Annotated in this window: 26 protein-coding genes; 10 read left to right on the top strand and 16 right to left on the bottom strand. The window is 59.1% G+C overall.

Features of this window, described 5'->3' with window-relative positions; genetic code table 11:
* Window positions 1–45: 45 nt before the first annotated feature.
* The gene (locus tag C8K58_RS27655) at window positions 46–894 is read right to left on the bottom strand and encodes an SDR family oxidoreductase (protein WP_108574698.1); all 849 of its coding nucleotides are present in this window, start codon (window positions 892–894) and stop codon (window positions 46–48) included.
* Between the two features lie 88 nt (window positions 895–982).
* On the opposite strand from C8K58_RS27655, the gene C8K58_RS27660 reads away from it, so the two are divergent.
* A complete protein-coding gene (locus tag C8K58_RS27660; protein WP_108574699.1) occupies window positions 983–1,393 on the top strand; it encodes a helix-turn-helix domain-containing protein in 411 nt (136 codons plus the stop codon).
* Window positions 1,394–1,499: 106 nt separating this feature from the next.
* Here the strand turns inward: C8K58_RS27660 and C8K58_RS27665 are convergent, their stop codons facing one another.
* Window positions 1,500–2,210, bottom strand: a complete 711-nt coding sequence (locus C8K58_RS27665; protein WP_178087842.1) for a hypothetical protein — start codon at window positions 2,208–2,210, stop codon at window positions 1,500–1,502.
* Between the two features lie 178 nt (window positions 2,211–2,388).
* A complete protein-coding gene (locus C8K58_RS27670) occupies window positions 2,389–3,567 on the bottom strand; it encodes an aldo/keto reductase (protein ID WP_108574700.1) in 1,179 nt (392 codons plus the stop codon).
* 188 nt (window positions 3,568–3,755) lie between these two features.
* Between C8K58_RS27670 and C8K58_RS27675 the strand changes: the two genes are divergently transcribed.
* Window positions 3,756–4,736 (top strand): AraC family transcriptional regulator, encoded by a 981-nt coding sequence (locus C8K58_RS27675; RefSeq protein WP_166655332.1) that lies wholly within the window; start codon window positions 3,756–3,758, stop codon window positions 4,734–4,736.
* A 7-nt stretch (window positions 4,737–4,743) separates the two neighbouring features.
* Here the strand turns inward: C8K58_RS27675 and C8K58_RS27680 are convergent, their stop codons facing one another.
* Entirely contained in the window at window positions 4,744–5,253 is a 510-nt protein-coding gene (locus C8K58_RS27680) for an Lrp/AsnC family transcriptional regulator (protein ID WP_108574701.1), read from the bottom strand.
* Between the two features lie 198 nt (window positions 5,254–5,451).
* Between C8K58_RS27680 and C8K58_RS27685 the strand changes: the two genes are divergently transcribed.
* The 3 genes from C8K58_RS27685 (at window position 5,452) to C8K58_RS27695 (ending at window position 7,531) form a co-directional block, all read left to right on the top strand.
* Window positions 5,452–6,468, top strand: a complete 1,017-nt coding sequence (locus C8K58_RS27685) for a 1-aminocyclopropane-1-carboxylate deaminase (RefSeq protein WP_027603421.1) — start codon at window positions 5,452–5,454, stop codon at window positions 6,466–6,468.
* Window positions 6,469–6,596: 128 nt separating this feature from the next.
* Window positions 6,597–7,061 carry a hypothetical protein gene (locus tag C8K58_RS27690; RefSeq protein ID WP_027603422.1) on the top strand — a complete coding sequence of 155 codons (465 nt, stop codon included), beginning with the start codon at window positions 6,597–6,599 and terminating at the stop codon, window positions 7,059–7,061.
* A 47-nt stretch (window positions 7,062–7,108) separates the two neighbouring features.
* Entirely contained in the window at window positions 7,109–7,531 is a 423-nt protein-coding gene (locus C8K58_RS27695) for a hypothetical protein (RefSeq protein WP_108574702.1), read from the top strand.
* Window positions 7,532–7,577: 46 nt separating this feature from the next.
* Here C8K58_RS27695 and C8K58_RS27700 read toward each other — a convergent pair whose 3' ends face one another.
* The 7 genes from C8K58_RS27700 to C8K58_RS27730 form a co-directional block, all read right to left on the bottom strand.
* Complete coding sequence (locus C8K58_RS27700; RefSeq protein WP_108574703.1) at window positions 7,578–8,732, bottom strand: M20 family metallopeptidase; 1,155 nt, start codon at window positions 8,730–8,732, stop codon at window positions 7,578–7,580.
* The gene (locus tag C8K58_RS27705) at window positions 8,729–10,153 is read right to left on the bottom strand and encodes a M20 family metallopeptidase (protein ID WP_108574704.1); all 1,425 of its coding nucleotides are present in this window, start codon (window positions 10,151–10,153) and stop codon (window positions 8,729–8,731) included. Before C8K58_RS27705 ends, C8K58_RS27700 begins: the two co-directional genes overlap by 4 nt.
* Window positions 10,150–11,139 (bottom strand): ABC transporter ATP-binding protein, encoded by a 990-nt coding sequence (locus tag C8K58_RS27710; RefSeq protein ID WP_108574705.1) that lies wholly within the window; start codon window positions 11,137–11,139, stop codon window positions 10,150–10,152. Before C8K58_RS27710 ends, C8K58_RS27705 begins: the two co-directional genes overlap by 4 nt.
* A complete protein-coding gene (locus C8K58_RS27715) occupies window positions 11,136–12,152 on the bottom strand; it encodes an ABC transporter ATP-binding protein (protein ID WP_108574706.1) in 1,017 nt (338 codons plus the stop codon). Before C8K58_RS27715 ends, C8K58_RS27710 begins: the two co-directional genes overlap by 4 nt.
* 32 nt (window positions 12,153–12,184) lie before the next feature.
* Window positions 12,185–13,087, bottom strand: a complete 903-nt coding sequence (locus C8K58_RS27720; RefSeq protein WP_065926124.1) for an ABC transporter permease — start codon at window positions 13,085–13,087, stop codon at window positions 12,185–12,187.
* A gap of 9 nt (window positions 13,088–13,096) precedes the next feature.
* Window positions 13,097–14,014, bottom strand: a complete 918-nt coding sequence (locus tag C8K58_RS27725) for an ABC transporter permease (RefSeq protein WP_027603429.1) — start codon at window positions 14,012–14,014, stop codon at window positions 13,097–13,099.
* An 81-nt stretch (window positions 14,015–14,095) separates the two neighbouring features.
* Window positions 14,096–15,616 carry an ABC transporter substrate-binding protein gene (locus C8K58_RS27730; RefSeq protein ID WP_027603430.1) on the bottom strand — a complete coding sequence of 507 codons (1,521 nt, stop codon included), beginning with the start codon at window positions 15,614–15,616 and terminating at the stop codon, window positions 14,096–14,098.
* Between the two features lie 187 nt (window positions 15,617–15,803).
* On the opposite strand from C8K58_RS27730, the gene C8K58_RS27735 reads away from it, so the two are divergent.
* On the top strand, window positions 15,804–16,721 hold the full coding sequence (locus C8K58_RS27735; RefSeq protein WP_027603431.1) for a LysR substrate-binding domain-containing protein: 918 nt from the start codon (window positions 15,804–15,806) through the stop codon (window positions 16,719–16,721).
* Window positions 16,722–16,919: 198 nt separating this feature from the next.
* Here C8K58_RS27735 and C8K58_RS27745 read toward each other — a convergent pair whose 3' ends face one another.
* Window positions 16,920–17,804: an NmrA family NAD(P)-binding protein gene (locus C8K58_RS27745; RefSeq protein ID WP_027603432.1), complete on the bottom strand. Its 885-nt coding sequence runs from the start codon at window positions 17,802–17,804 to the stop codon at window positions 16,920–16,922.
* A 78-nt stretch (window positions 17,805–17,882) separates the two neighbouring features.
* Between C8K58_RS27745 and C8K58_RS27750 the strand changes: the two genes are divergently transcribed.
* On the top strand, window positions 17,883–18,491 hold the full coding sequence (locus C8K58_RS27750) for a TetR/AcrR family transcriptional regulator (RefSeq protein ID WP_108574707.1): 609 nt from the start codon (window positions 17,883–17,885) through the stop codon (window positions 18,489–18,491).
* Between the two features lie 221 nt (window positions 18,492–18,712).
* Here C8K58_RS27750 and C8K58_RS27755 read toward each other — a convergent pair whose 3' ends face one another.
* Together C8K58_RS27755 and C8K58_RS27760 are read right to left on the bottom strand one after the other, a co-directional pair.
* Window positions 18,713–20,140 carry an aldehyde dehydrogenase family protein gene (locus C8K58_RS27755; RefSeq protein ID WP_108574715.1) on the bottom strand — a complete coding sequence of 476 codons (1,428 nt, stop codon included), beginning with the start codon at window positions 20,138–20,140 and terminating at the stop codon, window positions 18,713–18,715.
* A 254-nt stretch (window positions 20,141–20,394) separates the two neighbouring features.
* Window positions 20,395–20,778 carry a helix-turn-helix domain-containing protein gene (locus C8K58_RS27760; protein ID WP_027603435.1) on the bottom strand — a complete coding sequence of 128 codons (384 nt, stop codon included), beginning with the start codon at window positions 20,776–20,778 and terminating at the stop codon, window positions 20,395–20,397.
* A gap of 102 nt (window positions 20,779–20,880) precedes the next feature.
* Between C8K58_RS27760 and C8K58_RS27765 the strand changes: the two genes are divergently transcribed.
* Complete coding sequence (locus C8K58_RS27765) at window positions 20,881–21,999, top strand: NADH:flavin oxidoreductase (protein WP_108574708.1); 1,119 nt, start codon at window positions 20,881–20,883, stop codon at window positions 21,997–21,999.
* Window positions 22,000–22,273: 274 nt separating this feature from the next.
* A complete protein-coding gene (locus C8K58_RS27770) occupies window positions 22,274–23,017 on the top strand; it encodes a YkgJ family cysteine cluster protein (RefSeq protein ID WP_108574716.1) in 744 nt (247 codons plus the stop codon).
* Between the two features lie 63 nt (window positions 23,018–23,080).
* Here the strand turns inward: C8K58_RS27770 and gspJ are convergent, their stop codons facing one another.
* Complete coding sequence (gene gspJ, locus C8K58_RS27775) at window positions 23,081–23,686, bottom strand: type II secretion system minor pseudopilin GspJ (RefSeq protein WP_027603438.1); 606 nt, start codon at window positions 23,684–23,686, stop codon at window positions 23,081–23,083.
* The gene (gene gspH / locus C8K58_RS27780; RefSeq protein ID WP_027603439.1) at window positions 23,683–24,144 is read right to left on the bottom strand and encodes a type II secretion system minor pseudopilin GspH; all 462 of its coding nucleotides are present in this window, start codon (window positions 24,142–24,144) and stop codon (window positions 23,683–23,685) included. The genes gspJ and gspH overlap by 4 nt, the downstream gene beginning before the upstream one ends.
* Window positions 24,145–24,212: 68 nt before the next feature.
* Here gspH and C8K58_RS27785 point away from each other — a divergent pair, with 68 nt between their 5' ends.
* Entirely contained in the window at window positions 24,213–24,644 is a 432-nt protein-coding gene (locus tag C8K58_RS27785; protein WP_027603440.1) for a type II secretion system protein N, read from the top strand.
* The last annotated feature ends 2 nt before the right edge of the window (window positions 24,645–24,646 follow it).

Genomic DNA, 24,646 nt, shown 5'->3' on the forward strand with positions numbered 1-24,646 from the left:
CTCTTTGTTGGCGTGGCTGCTCGGCGGCGCCACGGTGTCCTGCGATCATTGCCCTTTGAGCGCGATTGCCACTGCTGCTGAAAGTGAAGTCGTGGCCCTGCCGATCAGCATTGAAAGCTGATGGCTATCATCGAAAAGTGCGCCTTGGGATGCGTTGACATCGTAGCCAGCCAGGGCCTGTGCGAGTGGCTCCGGGAGGCCGAAATTGATTAACGCAGAGGCGTAGTCAGTTTCAGGCAAGTTCTTGTAGGGAATGTTCCTGCCCGTTTGCCGAGAAACCTCGGCTGCGAGTTCCGATAACGTCCAGGCGCTGTCACCCGCCAACTCGTAGACCTTCCCCTCTTGATCGTCGCGGGTGAGCACGACGGCAGCGGCCTGGGCGAAATCTTCCCGTGTCGCCGCGGCAATCTTTCCGTCACCTGCGCTGCCTATAAATTCACCGGCCGATAACGCGCCAGCGATAAAGCCGGTGTAGTTCTCGGTATACCAACCATGACGCAATATCGTGAATGCCAACCCCGATGCTGTGAGCTCGGCTTCCGTTTGCCGATGCTCCTCGGCGAGGCTCAATGAAGAGGTATCCGCGTGCAGTACACTGGTATAAACGACGCGACCCACACCGGCCTGCCTTGCTGCGTTGATGACATTTCGATGCTGTGAGAGTCGCTTACCTATTTCGCTTGAGGAAATGAGTAGAAGCGTGTCGACTCCGCTGAGCGCCGCGACCAGGGTTTGCGGATTGTCGTAGTCGGCAACACGTGCCTCCACGCCTAGATCACTCGCCTTGTCAGGGCTGCGCACCAGCGCGACCAGGTTGGACGCGGGTACTTTTTGCTTGAGTTGCTGGACAACGAGGCGGCCAAGTTGGCCGGTGGCTCCGGTGACGGCGATCATGAGGGGATCCTTTTACAAAAAGTGATAAAGCAGGCAGAGTAAGGCCTTAACTAACTTTTCGTAAGTACGTACCTAAAGGTAAGTAAGCATGCCGGATTTCGAGCCCTCTGGAGCAACCCGTCCCGCAACAGTGGCCGACCGACTGCGCAGCGGTGAATTATTCGACCCGGATTGTCCCTCGAGGGTCGTGCTCCAGCACGTCAGCAGCCGCTGGGGAGTATTAGTATTGGTGGCCTTGCTCGCGGGTACGCATCGCTTCAGCGATCTGCGTCGCAAGATTGGAGGCGTCAGCGAAAAGATGCTTGCGCAGACCCTCCAGTTTTTGGAACTCGATGGTTTCGTCCTGCGCAAATCCTATCCGGTCGTGCCGCCCCACGTTGAGTACAGCCTCACCCCTATGGGAACTGAAGTAGCCCGCCATGTCGAAGGCCTGGTTGACTGGATCGAAGGCAATCTGCCAAAGATTCTGGAGGAACAACGCTCTCGCCAGATTTCATAACGGGCTTGCGAGCTACAGGTAAGGCTATGCGTGAGGACGACCCGGCCGCTTTGCCGTGATTGGCAAGCGTTGCAGTTACACGCAATGCCCAAGCGGGTCTTTATCTTCACGTCGGATGACTGAGCGACGGAGGTTTTCTGGTTCCCGCGGCAGAGTTTAACCAGAGCAGCATTGCGGCGAGAGAGGCGGCGACTATCAGCGTAAGCCACATGATGACCAGCAGGGTGAAGGTGACACTGTTGTTTAACTCACGAAAAATGCCGAAGGCAAAAGCCGTGTACCAAGACACCCCCGAAACTGCACCGGAGGCGAGAAACAAGGCCGCTCTTTTGCGGGACACGCCAAAGAGCAGGGGGCGACTCAGGTCGCGTAGGGCTTCTGGCAGCACAAGCGCGTGGATGATTACTCCATTGATAGTCAGCACGATCACCACAATGACTTTCGCCCAGAGTTTGGGGTTTTCAAACTTTTCCGGCGACTCCATCGCGTAAAGGGCAAGGAAACCAAGGCCTGAAAGCCACAGGAGGCAGAGTCCAATAGTGACCGCGTCGCTGATGAAGTGGAAGGTGCGTCCGATTTCAACCGGGAGGCTGCCCCGGCGCATCCAACGCAAGATCCAGAGGTCCAGCATCGTCGCCCCACCGAGACCGAAGCACATGCCGAGCAGGTGTATACCTATAAGGAGTGTCAGCACTTTTAGCTGTGGGAGTGGAGCCGGCAATGGAACGCTCAGCGCGAGTGTGTCGGCGAGTAAGTAGCCACTGCCGGACAGCGCAAGCAGGCCGCCTAAAATCATGAAAGACGTGCGTATCTTCATTTATTGCGGCCTTGGACGAGTGTTTTTAGTTGGACGCGTGCGCAGTTTGTTTACTGGAACAGGCGGATCAAGCGGCTGCTATCTGCAGCGTTGCTGCAACCAGGAAGATAGGTTTCGGGTTAAATGAGGCCAGCGACGCTAGCGCCACATCAGCAGGTTGCACGGGCGTAGACCCTGCTCAGGAAGGGACCGGTGCTTGGGCATCGATCAGGTTCCGGCTCTTGAGCTCCTCCCAAAAGGCTGCCGGGATGCCGACCTTCATCGCCTGCACATTGGAAACGATCTGCCCCGGCGTGCGGGCACCCGGAATGATCGCTGACACTTGCGGATGTGCTGCCGCGAACTGCAGGGCGGCAGTATGAATGTCGATGCCATGTCGTTTGGCAACCGCCATGATTCGCGCGCGCTTTTCCACCGCTCCGGCAGGCAGATCAAAACTGAAGTTGTATCGGCTGCGTCCTCCCAGGAATCCATCGTTCAGTGGTGTTCCAACCACAACGCTGGTGCCCTTCCTGCTCAACGCCGGAAAGGTGTTGCGCAACGCATCGCCGTGCTCGAGCAGGGAATACTGGCAGGCAAGCAACACGATGTCGGGAGTCGGGTCATCACCGGCCATTGCCTGGACCACAGCATTCGGCGTATTGACGCCGAAGCCCCAAGCCTTGATGAGGCCCTCATCACGCATCTTTTCAAGCTCGACCATCGCCCCTGTGCGCGCAATGCGATACGCCGCTTCCCAACCGCCTTCCAGTTCGCTGTTATCGGGCGAGATGTCATGGATAAAGACGATATCGATACGCGGCAGCCCCAGCCGCTGCAGGCTGTCTTCCACGGAACGCCGTGCGCCTGCTGCGGTGTAGTCATACCGGTAGTTGAAGGGCGCGGGTGACTTCCAGATGGCATGGTCCGCGCGCGGGCCACCCGCAGCAGTCAAAACCCGTCCTACCTTGGTGGAGACCACATAGTCGTTCGGATTTTTGCCGTGCAGAAAGCGGCCTACCCGATATTCACTCAAACCAAACCCGTAGAACGGCGACGTGTCGTAAAGCCTTACACCCGCGTCCCAGGCGGCCTGTAGAACCAGGCCCGCCTGCTCGTCGCTGAGCGGCGCAAAGATATTGCCAATCTGTGTCCCGCCCATGCCAAAGCGTTGAGGCGTCATGTATCGCAGGGTAGGCGAGGGTGAATTGAGGGGCAGGCCTGTGCGCACTGGCCGGCCTTCCGTACGCATCACGCTCCCGCGCTCTGTCAGTAAAGAGGGCGCTGGGGCTGTCGAACTGGCGACACTCGAGACTGGCAGCAAAGCGGCTGCAACAGTGCCCACTGCCGAGTAAGTAAGAAAATCTCGTCTGTCCATCCAACGTTCCTTTCGCGACCGAGGTTTCACGGGATCATCGAAGCCGGTATTCGTACTGGAAGTTAGAACAACGAGGGGTGGCCGGGTGACCCTAATACGCCATATTTTTTGCACAATCCTGCCGATGCGCTTGTGTTGGTCACGCACTCTCAGCAGACTCGAACATTCCGTAAACAGGGGCGCATGTGATGACGAGCGGTTCCTTCTCGCAGTTCGGTTCCGGCCACCTGCATTCTCTGACGTTGCGCGATCCCATACAGCCCAACGAGCGTCTCCAGGCACTGGGACGGCTGATCGAAAAAGTCACCCGGCAGATTGGTTTGAACGAGGTCTGCAAGACATCGATTCCAGGCCTGGCCTTTTATCGAATGGCTGAGCTGGGTACGCCCACTTACTGCATTTATGAGCCTTGCGTGGCGATCATTCTGCAGGGGGCGAAGGAGATCACGTTCGGCGAGGAGGCCTGTGAGTTCGGGCCGGGGGCGTTCTTCGTCACGTCGGTCGACATCCCCACATTGGCCCGCGTTACCGCCGCCAGCGAGGCAACCCCCTATTTATCCGTGGTGTTGAAGCTCAACCTCTCCATGCTCAACGAGGTGATCCAGACCTTGGCCCCCCCCGCGCAGGAAATAGCTACAGAAGCGCGGGGCTTCGTATCCGGTGCGGCGTCGAGTGAGATGCTCGATGCATTCGCTCGACTCGCTACGCTGATCGAACGGCCGCTTGAAGCAGGCTTGATGTCGGATCTGATCAAGCGGGAAATATGCGTTCGGCTGTTGTTAAGTGGTGCAGGGCAGTGGTTGCGCAGCGTCACCCGCGACGGTTACCGAGACAAGGGCATCGTGAGAGCCATTGAATGGCTGAAACATCACTACGACAAACCGCTGCACGTGGCCGATCTCGCCGAACGATCAGGAATGGCCAGCTCTACGCTGCATCACAGTTTTCGCAAGCTGACAGGCACCAGCCCCGTTCAGTATCAAAAGGCGTTACGGCTGCAAGCCGCACGCAGCCTGATGTTGACCGATCGTGTTGACGTGAACACCGCCGCGTTGCGCGTCGGCTATGAAAGTGTCGCTCAATTCAGCCGTGAATATGCCCGGCGTTTCGGAGCCCCGCCCTCGAGAGACATCAAGCACGTACGGGAGCAGGGCGGACTGCTCGACTAGCGACGCTTCAAAGGGGAATGTGGGTGGTCGACACGACCTGACGCAAGCCCATGAACGATCGAATCTGGCGAACCCCAGGCAGGTAAAGCAACTGTTCCGCGTGGAGCCGGTTGAAACTGTTGCTGTCCTTGGTTCGTATCAACATGAAGTAGTCGAACTCCCCCGTCACCACATGGCACTCCATGCAGCCGGACACTTTTTGTGCGGCTGCCTCGAATGCGGCGAAGGATTCCGGTGTGGAGCGGTCCAGCACCACGCCGATCAACACCACCATCCCCGCATCCAGCGCGACATTGTCGAGCAGCGCGACTATGCCTTTGATCAGGCCGACCTGCTTGAGCCGCTCGACGCGCCTGAGGCACGCCGGTGCACTCAATTTCACCTTCTCTGCCAGCGCCACATTGGAGATGGAGGCATCTCGTTGCAGGGCCTTGAGAATGGCGCGGTCGGTTCGATCCAGCGGCTGCGGCACCGGGGCTGATACGCTTGGCTTCTTGCGAGTGTTTGTTGCGTTCATGACTGTTTATTCGCAATTAAAGTATGTTAGATATTTATAGCGAGAAATTATAGTTCTTTAAGTGCTAGAAGTTTGCAACACATCTTTTTGGAAAACTTCTTAATATTGAACTCATCGAAGCCCGACTGAAAGAACCTGGAAGGCAACCTTTGCCTTTCGGTCTGGCGCTTTGATGTCCAGTAATCAAGGAGCAGCGTCATGAACCTGAATCGTTTTAAACGTTATCCGTTGACCTTCGGTCCTTCTCCCATCACGCCCTTGAAGCGCCTCAGTGAACACCTGGGTGGCAAGGTCGAGCTGTATGCCAAACGTGAAGACTGCAACAGTGGCCTGGCCTTCGGCGGGAACAAAACGCGCAAGCTCGAATACTTGATTCCCGAAGCGCTCGAGCAAGGCTGCGATACCTTGGTTTCCATTGGCGGTATCCAGTCGAACCAGACCCGCCAGGTGGCCGCCGTTGCCGCTCACCTGGGCATGAAGTGTGTGCTGGTGCAGGAAAACTGGGTGAACTACTCCGATGCGGTGTATGACCGCGTTGGCAATATCGAGATGTCGCGCATCATGGGCGCCGACGTACGACTGGACGCCGCCGGGTTCGACATTGGCATCCGGCCCAGTTGGCAGAAGGCCATGGACGATGTGGTGGAGCGGGGTGGCAAACCGTTTCCAATCCCTGCCGGGTGTTCCGAACACCCCTACGGCGGCCTTGGGTTCGTCGGCTTTGCCGAAGAAGTGCGTGAGCAGGAAAAACAACTGGGGTTCACGTTCGACTACATCGTGGTCTGCTCTGTGACCGGCAGTACCCAGGCCGGCATGGTCGTCGGTTTCGCCGCGGACGGCCGTTCGAAGAACGTTATCGGCATTGATGCCTCGGCCAAGCCGGAGCAAACCAAGGCGCAGATCCTGCGTATCGCCCGGCACACCGCAGAGTTGGTGGAACTGGGCCGTGAGATCACCGAAGACGACGTGGTGCTCGATACACGTTTTGCCTACCCGGAATACGGTTTGCCCAACGAAGGCACGCTGGAAGCCATTCGTTTGTGCGGGAGCCTGGAAGGCGTGCTGACCGATCCGGTGTACGAGGGCAAATCCATGCACGGGATGATTGAAATGGTCCGCCGTGGTGAGTTCCCCGAAGGCTCCAAAGTGCTGTATGCGCACTTGGGTGGGGCGCCTGCGCTGAATGCCTACAGCTTCCTGTTTCGCAACGGCTGATTAACGCCAAAAAACCAGGGAGCTCACGACGCGATGGGTGAGTCGGCATCAATATTGAATGTCACGATCCCATCGTCGAATCGCCACCCGGAGCACGTTGCTCCTATCCAACCGCCGGGAGTACCGCCATGCATGCGATAACGCAATCCGCAGTCTGGATCAAGGAGCCTTCGGCGGATGCCGGAGTGGTGATCGTTACCAGCGCCGCGTTGCCCCCGTACATGATCGACAAGCTGCATGTGGCGATAGATGAGTGGGACCAGGTGGCTTATCTAGCCGTCAAACAGTCCGAGGCGTTGAGGCTCGATTGGTTGCAGGTCGGGTCCAGCCCGGAGCCGTCCGACGGGGCCTACGCGTGCCATGCCAGCCAACTGTTGCGCGGCGTCTCCCACGGCAGCTTTTTACTGGATGTCGAAACTGGCACGAATTGCGGCATGACGTGGCTGGGGTCCGTCTTTGGTCATCCGCTGCGCGTGGTCGAGCTTGGAGAAGTAGCCTCCTCCACTGCACAGATGGATCAACAGGTGGAGGCGGTGTTAGCGGCGACCCGAAGCCTGGCGAAAAGCGTGTTGCAGGCACGCGGCGTCATTTAACCAATGACCTGGTCCATTCGCCGGTTGGAACCATAAAGGCATCGCTTATGAGCCAAACTGTCGATTGTCGTCCCAACGCTATGAAGTGGATGCGCGAGCCATCAAGTTGCACGCGCATCGTGGTCATCGTGTGCGGACTTGATAGCGCTCATATTGACTTGATTCATCAAGGGTTCAGCTGTTTTGACAATGTTGCGCTGCTCCATGTCGATGCGGTGGACACCGTGCCTGGCAAGCATGTTGATGTGCAAGTGGCCAGGAGTGACTGTTCTTTTGTCGTGCTCGGTGAACTGGATGAACGTGTATTGCATAGCTTTTCCATGGGTAAGCGATGCCTTTACTCCATAGCACCAGACGGGTCGGCCGAATGCTCGGTGATTGCAGCAGTAGAACAGGTCAAAAACTTCGCCCGAGTGAGCCATTCCCGTCACCTTGAAACGATACCCGACAGCGCCAGGAGCTGCCTGTGAACCTGTCGGATACCCTCACCTCGGCGACGCGTAGAAACCCATGACCTCAAACGCTGTCGCCGACCGCCAGAATGGTCGCCACCAGGGCCAGGGCGCGAGGTACCAGGGTGTCCAACTCCAGGTATTCACGATCGGTGTGGACCTTGCCACCCACCGGGCCGAGCCCGCACAGGGTTGGAACGCCCAGGCTGGCGGTAAAGCCGGAGTCGGCGCAACCGCCGGTGAATTCGCCTTCGACGCTGAAACCCAATGCCCGTGCTTTTTGTTGGTAGAGGTGCAGCAGTCGTTCGCTGTGGCGTGCTTCCATCGGTAGAAAGGTCGTCGCTTCCTTGAGGACGGCGCGGGTGCCGATCAGTTCTTCTTCGGCGACGATGGCCTGGATTGCGCTGAAGATCCGATCCCAGTGCTTGAGTTCGATGAAGCGCACGTCCAGCCGCGCGCAGGCGCTGGGCGCGACGGTATTGCTCGACGTACCACCGGATATCAGCCCAACGTTAGTGGTGATGCCGGCCGGGTAATCGGTCAAGGCATGCAGCTTGACGATCTTGCGTGCCAGGGCCTCGATGGCACTGGCCCCGTCGGCATGGTTGACCCCGGCATGCGCCGCGCGGCCGCTGACTTCGATGATCAGCGTGGCCCCGCCTTTGCGTGCGCTGACCACGTTGCCGCTGGCCCGGCCAGGTTCGGTGTTGAGCACGGCACGGGCGGCACGGGCGGCGTTTTCGATATGGGGCCTGGCGCTGCCGGAGCCGATTTCTTCGTCGCCGGTGTACAGGACCTGCACCGGATAGGGCAACCGGCCGGCGCGCTTGAGTGCTTTGAGCGCGAAGCAATTGAGCACCAGGCCGCCTTTCATGTCGGCGACGCCGGGGCCGTAGGCGAGGTTGGCGTCGCGGCTGTAGCCGCGAGTCGTGGTGGTGCCCTTGGGAAAGACCGTGTCGCGATGGCCCAGCAACAGCACCGGTTTTCCAGGATCGCCTGGCACTTCGGCGAGCAGTACGTCACCAAAACCCTCGACCGGTATGCGCTTGAGCAGGATGCCGTCGGCCTCCAGTTCAGCCGCGAGCAGCGCGCCCACCGCATCGACACCCGCCTTGTCATAGCTGTTGGAGTCGGTGTCGACGATGCGCCGCAGCAGCGCCTCCATGGCTGGGCGCTGGTCGGCAAGCCAGTCCAGGGCCTGTTGTGGCGTGGCGCTCATTGCGCCTGCTCCCGTAACTGATGTTCCCGGGTCAGGCGTGCCGCGTCGTTGCCCAGGTCCCAGAACAGCCCGGCCATGATTTGCAGGCTTTCCTTGACCACCGGCGCCAGCAAGTGTTCGTTCGGTGCATGCTGTGAACAGGCCGGGTACGAGTGCGGTACCCACAATGTCGGCAGGCCCAGCACGTCCGCGAACACATCGTTGGGCAGCGAACCACCGAGGTTTGGCAGCAGCGCAGGTTTTTTGCCGGTGGTCTGTGCCAGGGAGCCGAGCGCCCAATCGACCCAAGGGCTCTGCGGGTCCAGCCGAGTGGCATGCATCACATCGATGCGGCTTTGCTTGACCTCGACATTGCTGAAGCCATGCGCATCCAGGTGGGTACGTACCGCCGGGATAAAGGTCGTGTAGTCGCTGTCGACCACGAAGCGGATATGGCAGTGGGCGTTAGCCTTGCCGGGAATCGCATGCACCGGGGCGTCTGGGTTGCCGGTCTTGAAGGCGATGACGTCGAGGGTGTTCCAGCCGAACACCTTTTCGCTCAGCGAGAGCTGCGGGTTACCCCAATTGGCGTCGATGTCCGGATCGCCCGGTCCGCCACCCACGGCAATATCGGCCAGCGCCTGCCGAACCGGCTCCGGCAGTGTCTCGGGCATCAGGCCCGCCACTTTCACCCGACCGTGTTCATCGACCATGCTCGCGATGGCATTGGCCAGGATGATGCCGGGATTGGCCAGCAACCCGCCCCAGTTGCCGGAGTGGTGGGCGCCTTCACGTAAATCGACCACCAGCTCGAAATTGAAGACCCCGCGCGAGCCAAGAAAAATCGTCGGGCGTGATGCCGCCAGGCGTGGGCCGTCCGAGGCGATGAAGATATCCGCCGCAAGCTCTTTGCTGTGGGCGGCACAGAATGCGTTCAAGCCCGGCGAGCCTTCTTCTTCGCCCATTTCCAGCAACAGCTTGACGTTGAAACCCAGCTGGCCATCGCGCGCCTTGAGCGTTTGTTCCAGGGCGGTCAGGTTGATCAGGTGCTGGCCTTTGTTATCCGCCGTGCCGCGGCCGTACCAGCGATCGCCTTCGGCAATGACGTGCCACGGCGACAGGCCTTCGCGCCATTGCGCCTCATAGCCGCGCACCACATCACCGTGGCCGTAGCTGAGCACGGTCGGCAGGTCCGGGTGTTCAATGCGCGTGGCGATCATGAAGGGGCCGCGCTCGGCCACCGGGTTGTCATAGATCTTGACGCTGAAACCCATCGCCTCGACATGCGGGGTGATGAACTCATTGAGGTAGCGATACAGCTCGGGCTGGCTGTCCGCTGCCTGGCTTTCGGTGTGCAGGGCGACGCTGCGTTGGAGCAGATTGAAGAATTCGCCATTGTCGAATTGCGCTGTGGTGTTGCTGATAGCCAGTGAACGACTCATGAGTGGACAAGCTCCAGTGTTTGGGCAGAAGTGTCGTGAAGGTGGCAACGCACGTTGCCGCCGATAAGCGGACCATTGGCCGGGTAGGCCGTTTTGCAGGGGGCGAAGCAGCTCGGGCAGCGCGGGTGGAAGGCGCAACCGGGCGGCGGTGACATGGGGTTGGGGAAGGTGCCGTGCAGGCCGATCTCGGGAATGCCCAGGCGCGGATCGGGCGTGAGCACCGAATCCAGCAAGGCACGGGTATAAGGGTGACCGGGTTGAGCGAACAACGATTCGCGCGTGCGTTCTTCGACGATGCGCCCCAGGTACATCACGGCGACCCGGTCGGCGAGGTGTTCGATGACCGCCAGGTTATGGCTGATCAGCAGATAGGTCAGGCCGAATTCGCGCTTGAGGTCCTGCAGCAGGTTGAGAATCTGCGCCTGCACCGACACATCCAGCGCTGAGGTGGGCTCGTCGCAGATCAACACGTCAGGGCGCATGATCAGCGCCCGGGCAATCGCCACCCGCTGGCGTTGCCCGCCGGACAGCTGGCTCGGATAGCTGTCGATCACCCGCTTGGGCAGGCCGACCACATCAAGCATCGCTTCGGTCTTCCTGCGGCGCTCGGCGGTACTGCCGATGTCATGCACGATCAGCGGCAGGGTAACGATTTCGCGCAGGGTCTTGCGTGGATTCAGCGAGGAATACGGGTCCTGGAAAATCGGCTGGATATGCCGGGACATTTCCTTGCGATCAGTCGTCGCCAGGTGTTTGCCATTGACCAACACGTCGCCGCTGGTGGGCGGCAACAGGCCGAGCAGCATCTTGGCCAGGGTACTTTTGCCGCAACCGGACTCGCCCACCAGACCGAGGGTCTCGCCACGCATCAGGCGCAGGGAAACACCATCCACGGCCTTCAGGGTGGCGGCGGGTTTGAAAAAGCCCTGGTTGATCCGAAACTCACGGCGGATGTCACACAGCTCCAAAGCGATGTCTTTTTTCATGACCTTGCACGCTCCTGAAGGCGAATCGGTGCCGGGGCCGGTGCGGCGAACAGGCAGCGCGCCATGTGCCCGTCCTGTTCGACTTCGGGGATGTGTTGCGCGCAGGCCGGGATCGCCTGACCGCAACGATTGCGGAACGCACACCCTTGCTGTTCGCCGACCAGGCTCGGCACCAGGCCTGGAATCGAACCCAGCGCCTCACCCGGTTTGGTCCGGCCAGGGATTGGAATACTCGCCAGCAGCCCCCGGGTGTACGGATGCTGCGGATTCTCGAACAGTTGCAGGGCAGGGGCGGTTTCGACGATTTCCCCGGCATACATCACGGCGACCCGGTCGGCGATCCGTGCCACCAGCCCAAGGTCGTGGGTGATGAAGATCACCGCCAGGCCGAGTTCTTTCTGGATGTCGCGGATCAAGCGCAGGATCTGCGCTTGAATGGTCACGTCCAGCGCCGTGGTGGGCTCATCAGCGATGATCAGGTCCGGTTCGCACATCAACGCCATGGCGATGATCACCCGCTGGCGCAGCCCGCCGGAAAGTTGATGCGGATACTGGCGCAGGCGCTCGGTGGCATTGCTGATCCCGACCTTCTCCAGCATCTGCGCGGCGCGCCCCAGGGCCTCCTTGCTTGAGACCTTGCGATGCTGGGTCAGTACCTCGCTGAGTTGATCGCCAATGCTGTAGGCCGGGTTCAGCGAGGTCATCGGCTCCTGGAAGATCATCGCCAGGCGGTTGCCGCGCAGGTCGCACATGCGCCGCTCGCTCTGGCCGAGCATGTCGATGCCGTCCAGCGTCAGCCGGGACGCGGTGCGTTTGGCCTTGCGTGGCAACAGGTCCATCAACGCCAGCGAGGTCAGGGATTTGCCGCAGCCGGATTCCCCGACGATGCACAGCATTTCACCGCGCTCGACTTCAAAACTCAGGCCGCGTACGGCATGCAGCATGTCATCCGGCGTCGGGCTGTTGCCCATGGGGATGTCCACGCGCAGGTTTTCCACATGGAGTAGTGCCATGTTCGGTTCCCTCTATCAGTTACGGCGGTCTATCAGTTACGGCCGTCGGGCAGGATCAGATCGCGCAGGCCATCGCCGACGAGGTTGATGCCCAGCACCAGAATCATCAGGGCGACGCCGGGAATGGCGATGACCCACGGGGAAAAGAACATGTAGGGCTTGCCTTCCGCGATCATCAGGCCCCAGGACGGCGTCGGTGGCTGCACGCCAACCCCGAGGAACGACAGTGCTGACTCCAGCAGGATCGCGTGGGCCATTTCCAGCGTCGCGACAACGATCAGTGCGCCGACCAGATTGGGCAGGATTTCACTGACCAGAATGCGCAGGGTCGAGCAGCCGAGCGCCTGGGCCGATGCCACATATTCAGCATCGCGAATCTGTTGCACCGAGGCCCTGACCACCACCGCGAAGCGATCCCATAACAGGCAGCCGAGCAGCACGATCACCACTTTCAGTGAGCCGCCCATCAGCGAGGCCGAGGCCAGCGCGACCATCACCACCGGCATCGCCAGCCGGGTGGTGATCAGGTAGCTGATAAACCCATCGACCTTGCCGCCGTAGTAGCCCGCCAACAGCCCCATGAGCGTGCCGATAAAGCCGGAAATCAGCGCTGCTGCAATGCCGATGAACAGCGAAATACGTGCGCCGTAGAGCAGCCTCGACAGGTAGTCACGGCCCAGCTTGTCGGTGCCGAGCACGTATTCCCAGGTGCCGTTGGCCATCCATACCGGTGGTTTCATGCGCAGCATCACGTCTTGCGCATAAGGGTCGTAAGGTGCCAGCCACGGCGCGAACAGTGCACCTGCGAAGATAATCAGCAACAACACCGCGCCGATGGCGAAACCCCGATGCCGCAAGCTCTTGCCAAGCACTCGGCTCAGGCTGCTCGGTGGTGGCAGGTAGTCATTGATCGCGAGGGTAGTGGGGGTGCTCATGTAGGCCTCCTAGCGCACGCGAATACGCGGGTCGAGCAGTGCGTTGAGCACATCGGCCAGCAACGTGAGGATGATGTAGATCACCGCAATCAACAGGACCACGGCCTGTACCACCGGAAAGTCGTCACGGGCGATGGCGTCCCAGGCAAGTTGCCCGATGCCTTGCAGGGAGAATACGGTTTCGATCACCACCGAGCCGCCGAGCATGAAGCCGAACTCCACCGCCGCCAGCGCGACGACCGGAATCAGCGCGTTGCGCAGCGCATGCTTGAACAGCACGCGGGCAGGGCGCAGGCCCTTGGCGCGGGCGGTGCGGATGTAATCGGAACTGAGCACATCAAGCATGCCGGCGCGGGTCAGGCGCATGATTGCCGGCGTCGCGTAGTAGCCCAGGGCAATGGCCGGCATGACGAAGTGCAGCAGGGTCGCATTGCCGGACACCGGCAGCCACTTGAGCGTCACCGCGAACACCACGATCAGCATCAGCGCAAACCAGAAACTTGGCATCGCCTGACCCAGCACCGCGATGCTCAAGGCCAGCCGGTCAACCCAGGTGTCGCGTTTGACCGCGGCCAGCACGCCCAGTGGAATGGCCACCAGCAAGGCGATCCCCAGCGCCATGGCACCCAGCCCCAGGGTAATCGGCAAGCGGCTGGCGACGAGGTTGTAGACCGATTCCTGAAAGAAAAACGAGTTGCCCAGGTCCAGCCGCAGCAAATCGCCCAGCCAGTTGAAGTACTGGGTCGGCAGCGGTTTGTTCAAGCCGTACTGCACGCGAATCTGTTCGATCTGTTCGCTGGTGGCTTCCGGTCCGCCAATGGCAGTAGCGAGGTCGCCGGACAGGTGCAAAAGAGAAAAGCTGATCACCGACACGGTAATGGCAACGCAAATGGCGATGCCCAGGCGGCGCAGAAGGAATCCAAGCATGGCAAGTTTCCTCATATCCAATGAATGACAAGTGTGAGGACGTGTCCGTGGCGCACGAGATTCCGTGCGCCCGGTTACGTATTACTTCCACGTGGACTCGACGAAACGCGGCAGCTCATCCGGGTACGGTGTGAACGCGAGTTCCGAGGTGTAGGCGTAGTTCATCGAGTAGTTGAACAGCGGCGCCCAGTAGGCCTGCTCGCTGATGCGCTGCAAGGCCTTGCGGTAGTTGTCCTTGCGCACTTGCGGGTCGAGGGCATTGTCGGCGGTCTGCAACCAGCCCTGGACTTGTGGGTCCTTGATATTGTCGTCCGGATTGCCCTTGAACCAGGTACCGGCCGACGCCGAGGTGTCGAGGATCGAGAACGAGCCCCAGGCCTGAAACGACATGGGCACCTTGCCGCCACGTTGCTGATCGCGCAGGGCGGCGTACTTCAAGTAGCGCAGCTTGGCGTTGATGCCCACTGCGCGCAGGTTGCCGATGATGGCTTCGACGTAATCACGGTCGCGATAAGCGAAGATTTCTGTCTCGAAGCCATTTGGGTAACCGGCTTCGGCGAGCAGCGCCTTGGCCTTGGCGGGGTCATAGTCGTAGACCGTGGCCGCAGTGGTATCGCAACCGAACTGACCGGGATAACAGGCAACCTGCAAGGGCTTGGCTTCGCCCCCCACCAATTGCGTGGCCAGCGCATTGCGGTTGATCGCATGGTTGATGGCCTGGCGCACCTTGAGGTTCTTCATCGGTGAGTTTTCAGTGGAGGTGCCCCGTGCATCAAGAATCAGGAAACCGATGCGCATGGTTTCGCCACTGGTCACGGTCAGGTTCGGCATACCCTTGAGGTCGACCGCCTGATCCGAGGTCACACGCCAGGTCCAGTCGACACCGTCGGTCATCAACTCGGCCAGACGGGTTTCTGCATCCGGGATCACGCGGAACTTGAGGTGGCTGATATGGGGCTTGCCTTGTGGGCTGTCCGGGAAGTAGTCCTTGTTGATCTCCATGGTCACGCCTTCGCCGGCCACCACCGACACGGCTTTATACGGCCCGGTGCCAATGGGCTTGCGACTGAATTCGGCCAGGCCGACCTTCTCGAAGTACTGCTTGGGAAACATCGGAACGGCGTTGGACAGGTATTCCAGTGCCGGCGGGAAAGGCTTCTTCAAATACAAGCGGACGCTGTAGTCACCGGTTTTTTCGGCGCCCTTGATCCAGTCTACGTTTTGCACGGTAACGACTTTCGCTTCGGGCGACACCACGTAGTTGAGGGTGAACACCACGTCGTCGGCGGTGAAGGCGTCGCCGTTGTGAAATTTGACGCCCTTGCGCAGCTCAAAGTCGAGGGTGGTGTCGTCGACCTGCTTCCAGCTGGTGGCCAGCATGGGTTTGTATTCGCCGCTTTTGGGATCGCGGTAGATCAGGTTGTCCCAGATCAGCCGGCCGAGAATCACGCCTTCGCGTAAATCGTTGTGATAGGGGCTGATGTTTTCAGGCTCGCTGTCGGAAGCGTAAACCAGGGTGTCGTTGGCTTTGCCGGCATGTGCCGGAAAGCTGCTGATAAGGCCCATCAGCGCGATACTGCAGGCGAAACCTTTGATGCCCATGCCGTCGTCTCCGTTGGCGAGAGTGGTTGAATCAAAGGGCAGCGAATCGCAAATGCGTAGAAGGAGGAGGAAAAGGTCGGGCGCTGTTTTTTTTGGTCTGGACACGAATGTAGGGAAGGGCTATCAATGCCACAAGCACAATATTTCGATACTTCCTTTGCCGAAAAGGCAATCCTTGGAGGCTCCGATGCAGCTGTATGGCGTGCAGTCCACGGCACTGCGCTATTTTCTTGAGGTCGCGCGATGCGGATCGATCAGCGAGGCCTCAATGCGGCTGAATGTGGCGGCATCAGCGGTGAGTCGACAAATTTCCAAGCTTGAGTTGGCCCTGGATGCCAGCCTGTTTGAGCGTCGTGCCCGCGGCATGGTGCTCAGCGAGGCGGGGGCGCGACTGGCGGCTTATGCGCGCAAGTCGCAGCTTGAGGCCGAGCAGGTGGTGCTGGAAATTACCGAGTTGCATGGCTTGCAGCGCGGTCATGTGCATGTTGCCTGTTCGGAAGGATTTGCCTTGGAATACATGCCCAGGAGCATCAGCGCGTTCAGGCGTGAGTATCAGGGCATTCATTTTACGTTGGAGGTCTGTGCGCCCGCTGAAGCGACCGAGAAGGTTCGCTCCGGTGAAGCCGACCTGGCGATGACGTTCAGCCTGACGCCGCAAAAGGAAATCAAGGTCGAGCATGTCCTGAGCGGGGCGATTTTTGCCGTGGTCTCCAATGCCCATCCCTTGGCCGGGCGGGAGTCTGTCAACCTCGCCGAGTTGCAACCCTGGCCCATTGCGTTACCCAAGGCCGACACTACGATACGGCAACTCTTCGACATCTGTTGCGGCGTCCAGGGGTTGTTGTTCGACCCGGTATTGACCACCAATTACGTTGCCGCGCTCTACAGTTTCGTCCGTGAAGAGGGAGGCATCAGCCTGGCCAGCGAAATGACCTTGCACCAACAGGTGGCGGACAAGCAGTTGCAATGCTTGCCGATCCTTGATGAAGGCATGCAGGCGCGGCGCATCGAACTGCAAAGCATGGCTGGGCGCAATCTACCGGCGGCGGTTTCGGCGTTCAGGGATTTTCTGATCGCTGAGCTGGCGAAGGCGAAGCGGCTTTGAAAAGATGAGGTTACTCCCATCTTCCGCCTTGGAAGATCAGCGAGTTTTTCTGTGCTGACTGATGCTTAACGCATAGAGAACACGCTCAAGGATGAACTCCCTGGCTTCCGGATGTTTGAATGCCCTCATGAACAGCAACCTCTAGTTTGAGATTTAAAAGGTGTGCGTCTGCTATCGAGTTCTAATGCTCGGTAGTTCCTATTTCTTGAAGGCCTCAAGGTTTTCACGGAGCCAGGCGGACAGCGAACGGGGTGGGGTACCCGTGAGGTCTTCAACCGTAAAGGTTCGTTCTGTCAGTATGGAATCATGGAAGATGCGATCAAGCCCCACGAGAATCTCGGCTACAAACGGGGAGAGTCCATCGGCAACTAGCGCTGAATGCTGTGCGGCTGGAGACCGATGGGTATAGGCGACTGTGTGGCCTAACAGACTGGATAATTCCTCGGCAACTTGCGGCATTGTCCAGTTTCGCGGCCCTGTCAGGTGATACGCACGTTGTGAGCCTTCTGCTACCTCCTCCAGTAATGCTATGCGCGCCGAGTCCGCTACATCTCGAGTGTCTATCAGGTTCACACTTCCATGGCCTGCGGCGCCGGCCCAAGTGCCCGTTGCAACAGCGTTGCCAGCACGCTTGAGCACGTCCATGAACGTGGTAGGTCTCAATACGGTAGAGGCGATAGGTTGTTGACCCAGGTGGGCTTCTATCAATGAATGCCAGGCAAATGGATTGATAGGGGTCGATGGTCCCATGACCGAAAGCTTTACGATGTGCTGCACGCCCATTTCTACGGCAGCGTCAATAAGGGCAATCTCGTTGGCGACTTGTTGGGGTGAAGTGCCGTGAGCAATGAACAGTTTCTCGACACCGGCAAGCGCTTTTCTGAGCGTTGCCGGCTGATCAAAATCCAACTCGGCAGCGACCACCCCTGGGGCAAAAGCGGTGGATGATTTTTGCCGTGTGAGCGCCAGCAGGGTGACTGGGTCTTGCGCTAACTGACTGATCAATCGCCTGCCTACGCGGCCTGTCGCGCCAGCAACGGCGATGCTCAGTGATTGCGTCCGTTTGGTCGATTGATTGAGCATGATGAAATCTTCCTATATGGTGGAACGATCAGTCCAAGTATCCTGGTCTGATCGTTCCATGTTGTCAACGGAGGATTTATGAGCGGTAAACCGCAATATGACGAACGTGCAGTCCTGAAGGCGGCGACGGCTGTTTTCTGGCGGCATGGGTACGCAAACGCATCGGTCAGCGATCTGACTGAGGCAACGGGGTTGTCTCGATCAAGCCTGTACCAGCGGTTCCATGATAAGGATGGGCTCTTCAACGAGACGCTTCAGCTATATACCGACCGTGTATTAACGCGAATGAGATCGACCCGGGCACAGACCTCCAGGGCGAGCATAGACGCGCTGCTACGAGAGTTTCTTCCGAAGGAATTTGGCGTGGAGCGTCCGCCTGGTTGCCTGATATCTCGCAGTAACGCTGAGCAAGAAGACCTCACTGCCACAGGAAAGAAAACCGCGAATTTTGCGGCTTGTCAGCAGCGACAGATTTTTGTGGATATTTTGACTCATGGCCGGTTGGAGGGTGAGATAGGGCAGCATGTCGATTTGGATCTACTGGCTTGGTATTACTTCGGAATACTGCAGGCTGTGGTAAATCTGCCTTCAGTCGGGGCGACTAACCAGGTACTTGGCGGCCTCATTGATGTCGCGATGTCAGCATGGCCTGAGAGCCAAGATAGTTCGGGTATTGAGACGATATGAGTGAGTAACCCCGATGGTAGGGGTATCTTTTCCGCAGTCGCGCCTGGGCATCTGATAAGTCTGCCCCGTGCTCAATAACGGTGAGTAGCGGTACGTGATCATACCGCTACGTCATCTAAGCCATAGGTGCCGATTTATAAAGCGTAACCGAATGTCCTGGCATGGTTGGTTGGTGTTTGACGGTTACTCTGCCCATGGCCGCATGGCCAGCAGCAGGCATGTCACACCGCCCGGCGAAAGCCGACGATCGCTTTGGTTTCGAGAAAATCGCCGAACGCAACTTCTCCCCATTCACGACCGTTACCCGACTGCTTGTATCCCCCGAACGGGGCCGCCAAATCCATGTCGGCATAATTGAGCGTGACTTGTCCGGCCCGAAGTTTACGCGCCACTGCCTCGGCGGCTGCATGTTCGCCTTGAACATAAGCGGCAAGGCCGAATACGGTGTCATTGGCGATCGCCACGGCGTCGGCTTCATCGGCATAACCGATGATGACAAGCACCGGGCCGAAGATCTCCTCGCGGGCGATAGTCATGTCATTCGTCACGTTGGAGAAGACGGTCGGCTGCACATAGAAACCGGTGTCGAGCCCTTCGGGTCGGCCGAGACCACCTGTTATCAGCGTTGCACCTTCTTCGATGCCGACCTGGATCAGGTTCTGGATCTTGCGCCACTGTGCCTCGGAGGCGACCGGACCCATTTTCGCGTTACTTGCCGGGTGTCCGACAACCCACTGCGCTGCCACCGTGCGCGCGAGATTGGCTACCTCATCCATTCGTGTAAATGGAACAAGCATCCGTGACGGCGCATTACATGATTGACCGCTGTTGAGCATCATTTGAGCCACGCCTGCCGCCACGGCTGACGGAAAATCGGCACTCGGCAAAAGGATGTTCGGCGACTTTCCGCCCAGTTCCTGGTGTACGCGTTTCACCGTCAGTGCAGCATTGCGCGCTACCTGGATGCCGGCGGGGGTGGATCCAGTAAACGAGACGAGATCGACTTCAGGATGGCCCGTCAGTGCGTCGCCAACACCTTTGCCGTCTCCATGTACCAGATTAAAAACACCGGCTGGTACACCGGCATCATGCATGATTTCGGTAAAGATCGTCGCCGAGAAGGGCGACACTTCAGAAGGCTTCACCACCATCGTGCAGCCTGTCGCCAACGCTGCGGCCACCTTGCAGGTCAACTGGTTGAGCGGCCAATTCCATGGCGTGATCAACGCACAAACGCCAATCGGCTCGCGTACGATCTCAGTGGTGCCCATCTCGTGTTCGAAGCTGTATTTGGCTAACGCGGCGCGAGCGATTTGAATGTGGGCCAGGCCGGCCGTGACTTGCAATTGCTCGGCAAGCCATAGCGGTGCGCCCATTTCGTCGGACACTGCTGTCGCAAGATCCTGTGCGCGCAACTGGTAGGCCGCGATGATTCGATCAAAGAGTGCAAGACGCTCCTCAACCGATATTTGCGAGAACGTCTGGAAGGCGGCTCTTGCCGCCGCGACCGCTTTATCGACATCGAGGGGGCCGCCGAGCGCAACCTGGCCGGCAACCGTTTCGTCAGCCGGATTAATGACATCCATTACGATATTGCCAGCGGGCTCCACCCACGAGCCATCGATGTAAAACTGAAGATTTTCGCGCATTTTAGTCCTCGTCATATTGGGCTTTCCAAAACAGGTCAGGCCGTTGGGATCAGCGCTGCCGCGTCGATATCGAAGGCGCTTGGCCAATCGTCGAGAGTCGCAGAGAGGCGTTGATCAAAGGTCGCAATAAGGCATCGAAATGCGGCCATCTTGGGCGACCCTTACAAGGTATACGCGATAAACCTGGAGTCAATTAGGCACTTAAAGTAGCGTTGGTAGGTTCAGGGATACCGCGGGCAAACCTGCGAAGGCATTCACTCCGCCAGGCTTACCTGCGCGGCCTCGTCAAACTTCAACCGGGCCGTTTCAACCTCAGGCAATTTGTCGAGCGTCCATTTATGCAATTCGCGAAATGGCTGCTGCAGTGTTCGACCCAGTTGGGTGATCTCATACTGGACTGCCACGGGCGAAAACGAGATGACCTGGCGCGAGACAAGACCATTTCGTTCCAGTCGCCGCAGGCACTGTGTCAGGGCCTTCTGAGTGACGCCCTCGAGGCGACGCTTGATGGCGTTAAAGCGATGCGGCCCGTCATCAAGTACCGCCAGAACCATCATCGACCACTTGTCTGCGATTTGGTCGAACAGCGCCCGGCTTGGGCACTCCGACGAAAAACATTGCGGCTTTAATTCCAGCATCGAAGTTTCCTCATGTATACCTAGGCGATTCTAGGTGCCTAATTGACATTTAGTTTACAAAATATACTTATATGGTTTCCAAAAGCAAATGGAGTCCATCCAATGTCAAACCCAGATACCAGCGTTTTATTTCGTCCTCTTTCCATCCGCTCGCTTGAACTGAAAAACCGGATTGTCATGTCGCCGATGACCAGGCAATTTTCCCCAGAGGGCATCCCTGGTGAAGGTAGCGCTGCCTACTACCGGCGGCGGGCTGAGGGTCGAGTCGGATTGATTTTGTCAGAAGGCACCGTCATTAATCGTCCCGCTTCACGTAACGGTCCCGGTATTCCTTTTTTTCACGGTGAAGCAGCGCTGGCCGGATGGAAGAACGTGATCGATTCTGTTCACGCTGCCGGGGGCCGTATGGGGCCGCAACTCTGGCACACCGGCGCAGTGCGTGACGTCAGCGGCTGGGAGCCTGATGCGCCGGTTGAAAGCCCGTCTGGCCTCGATTCGCCAAACGTCCCTCGCGGTGTGGCGATGAGCGAGGAGGATATTGCAGACGCAGTTGCTGCGTTCGCCCAGGCGGCGGCGGATGCCAGGCGCCTGGGTTTCGACACCGTTGAGATCCATGGGGCGCATGGTTATTTGATCGATCAGTTCTTCTGGGCCGGCACCAATCTGCGCACCGATCGTTATGGCGGAGCGACGATCAAAGAGCGCTCCCGTTTTGCCGCTGAGATCGTGTCTGCTGTGCGTCATGCGGTCGGGCCCGAATTCCCCATCATCATGCGCGTCAGTCAATGGAAGCAGCAGGACTTCGGGGTGCGCCTCGCCGAGACGCCTGCACTGATGGAAGACTGGCTGCTGCCGCTGGTTGAAGCGGGTGTGGATGTTCTGCATTGCTCGCAGCGACGCTTCTGGGACCCTGAGTTCCCCGAAATTGATGGTGAGAACGGGCTGAACTGCGCGGGCTGGGCGAAGAAAGTCACTGGCGCCACGACCATCAGCGTCGGTTCGGTCGGGCTGGATAATGATGTTACTCACGCATTCGCCGGCAAGGGATCGACCCCTGCGAGCCTGGATCGGCTCGTCGAGCGAATGGAGCGCGAAGAGTTTGATCTGATCGCAGTAGGGCGTGTTCTGCTGAGTGACAAGGATTGGGTCGCCAAAGTGGAAAAAGGCGATTACGCAGATCTGAAGGGCTTCAATCCGGCCTCTTTAGCCGAATTGGTTTAAGCCTTGGACCGGATTCAGGGCATCTACGTGCGAGTCGTAGAGGCCCGGAATCCGGGTGATACGGCGTCGCCACGGATGATGCCGAGCGTTCTGGCAAGCGGTGGCGACCTGTCATGGGAAGGGGTGTTCAAGTATACCAGGTAGGGATTCAGTGCCTGATTGAAGCCAGGTATACAGCCTATATCATTGGTTTCTTTAACCATCGCCTCTACTGGAAGTTTGGAAGCGAGAAACAGGATTGATCATGACACCTATAAGCCAATCAGTGACGCCCATGAAAAACAACGTCACGCGGTTTACCTGCAATGGGTGTGGAACTTGCTGTAAAGAACGTCTTATCCCTCTGACGCTTCAAGAGGCCGAGGAATGGTTAAATCGCGGTGGTAACGTCGCAGTCATACTCGAAGCTTTCGACACATCAGTCTTCCCGTTGCCAGGGCACTACAACCACAGCGTGCAACGCGCGGTCGATGTGGCCAGTGGAGAGGCACGTATTCAGGTCATTGCCATTTTTGCGGGTAACGCACTGACCCAGTGTCCAAGTTTAGGCGAGGATAACCACTGCACGATCTACGAAGATCGACCGCTGGTCTGTCGAATCTACCCGATGGAAATCAATCCATTTCTGACCCTACGCCCCGAAGAAAAGGTCTGCCCGCCGGAAGTCTGGGAGTCGGGAGAGGTACTATGGTCTGACCGTGTAGTTGATCCTGTCCTGGAGGATCAGATTCAACGCTCCCGGCAGGCTGACCGCGACGATGCCAAGGCAAAAGTTTCAGTCTGCGCGGCGCTGGGGATAAGTGTTGCCGCTTGGAAAGGCAACGCGCTGGCTGTTTACTTAGCCGACCGTGCGCAGTTGCAGCAGGCCATCAGTCTCGTTCGCGCGGGAGGCGACGTACCGGCCAATGTGTCCTGGAAAGTCCGCGTCGATGATGCAGACCTTCACACTCGTCTGCAGGGGGCAGGTGTTGAACTGGATCTTCGTGCACAGACTGAATACATCTTTCACTCGCTTTAGTCGGAGAGCTCAGTGCTTTGCCCGCTCCAGGGCGTGGGGATACCTTGGTCGTCGCTGACTCGCTTATTGCAGCGGCCCCACCACTTGCCGATAACGTTCTTCCCCCTGTGGTGTCTGGCGGGTCAGGCTGATTTCCAGGCCGATGGGATCGGCTTTACGGTTGCCGGCCAGCTGACGCCAGCCTTGGCCCGGTTCCCAGATGCGCACTTGCAGGTCGCTGACACCGGATAAGACGGCCACTGCTTTTTTGGGCGCAGGTAACGGGTATCGATCACTGGCTGCGGATGTGGCGCGGTACAGCGTGTCACCCTCCAGCCACCAGCGCACCCGTTGCAGACCGTTTTCGGGAAGGGCTGCGTTACGAATCACGTTCAGTTGAAAATCATGCTGGTCGGAGCTGCGAACGCTGATTGCGGCGAGACCGTCGGGCTGTTCGTCATCGTTCAAGGCTGGCGTTCTCAGTTCAACGCTGGCGCGCAGGGCCAGGTCGCGGTCCAGCTGGTTGAGTGTGCGCAACAACGCTTCGGTTTGTTCAGTGCTGGCCTGCAGATGGCTGTCGGCACGGCTCACGCTGTCGAGGCCGCGCCAGGCAATCAGGCTGACAATGGCCATCAGCATGATCGCCACCATGACTTCGATGAGGGTAAAGCCGCGCTGGTGAGTTTTCATGGTGCATTTGCCACGCGTATCTGGCCGGTCGCCGTGCGTTGAATGTCGAGGCGGTGCTGGCCATCCGAAAGCTGCAGTTGCAAGGGCGAGGCAAACCATTCGGCATTCAGCACCACCGATTGCCTGGGGGTTACCCGCACGCTCATCGAGGGGGTTTCCCAGGCACGGGGACGCAGTTGCGGGTCGCTCATGAAGTGATCCCAGCCCTGGCCAGACTCGTGGCGCCGACTGAAGCGAAACCCTTTAGTGTCGGCCCGCCACGTGATGGGGCGGCCGTCGGCCCGGGCTTCGGCCTGGGCGATCTGCAGCATCTGGACCACGCGGTTGGCGTCCTTGCGCAGCAATTGCAACGGGTCGGGTTTGATGCTCAGGCTGATCGCCGCCGAGGCGATGCCGATGATCACCAGCACCACCATTAATTCGATCAGGGTGAAGCCTTGTTGATTGGCCTTGGTCATGACACAACGCTCCTTCGTCGTGGGTCTCTCCTGTAGACTGCCCGGCAGGACAACAAGGAGGTTTTGTCTTGGTCGCTATTTTTCGTTTGACCGCGCCGCGAGTGGTGCAGGCAGTGGCATTGGCCACGGCGCTCGCGGGGGTGCTGGTCTGGTCCTCCGTGTTGCTGACATCGGCCGAGTCCCAGGTGCCGCCGGTCGAGCCGCCGGTTTTGGCCGCTCGCCCGGATACACCGGCGTTGCAGTGGTTTTCCAACCAGCCGGCGGTGGTGGACATCAAGGTCTCCGGCCTGATGGCGGGCGCGCGCGGGGCGGTGGCGATCCTGAGCCTGAACGAGGGGCCGCCGCGCAGTTTTCGGGTGGGCGAGTCATTGGCCCAAGGGGTGCGCCTGGCGGCGATCGAGGGCGATGCAGTAGTGATTGAGCGGGGCACGCAGCACACCCGCATCAAGGTCAGCACGCTGCCGGACTCGGTGGTGCTACCGCGATTGACCCGACCCTGAAC

The sequence above is a fragment of the Pseudomonas sp. GV047 genome (assembly GCF_003058245.1).
GTDB classification, from domain to species: Bacteria; Pseudomonadota; Gammaproteobacteria; order Pseudomonadales; family Pseudomonadaceae; genus Aquipseudomonas; species Aquipseudomonas marginalis.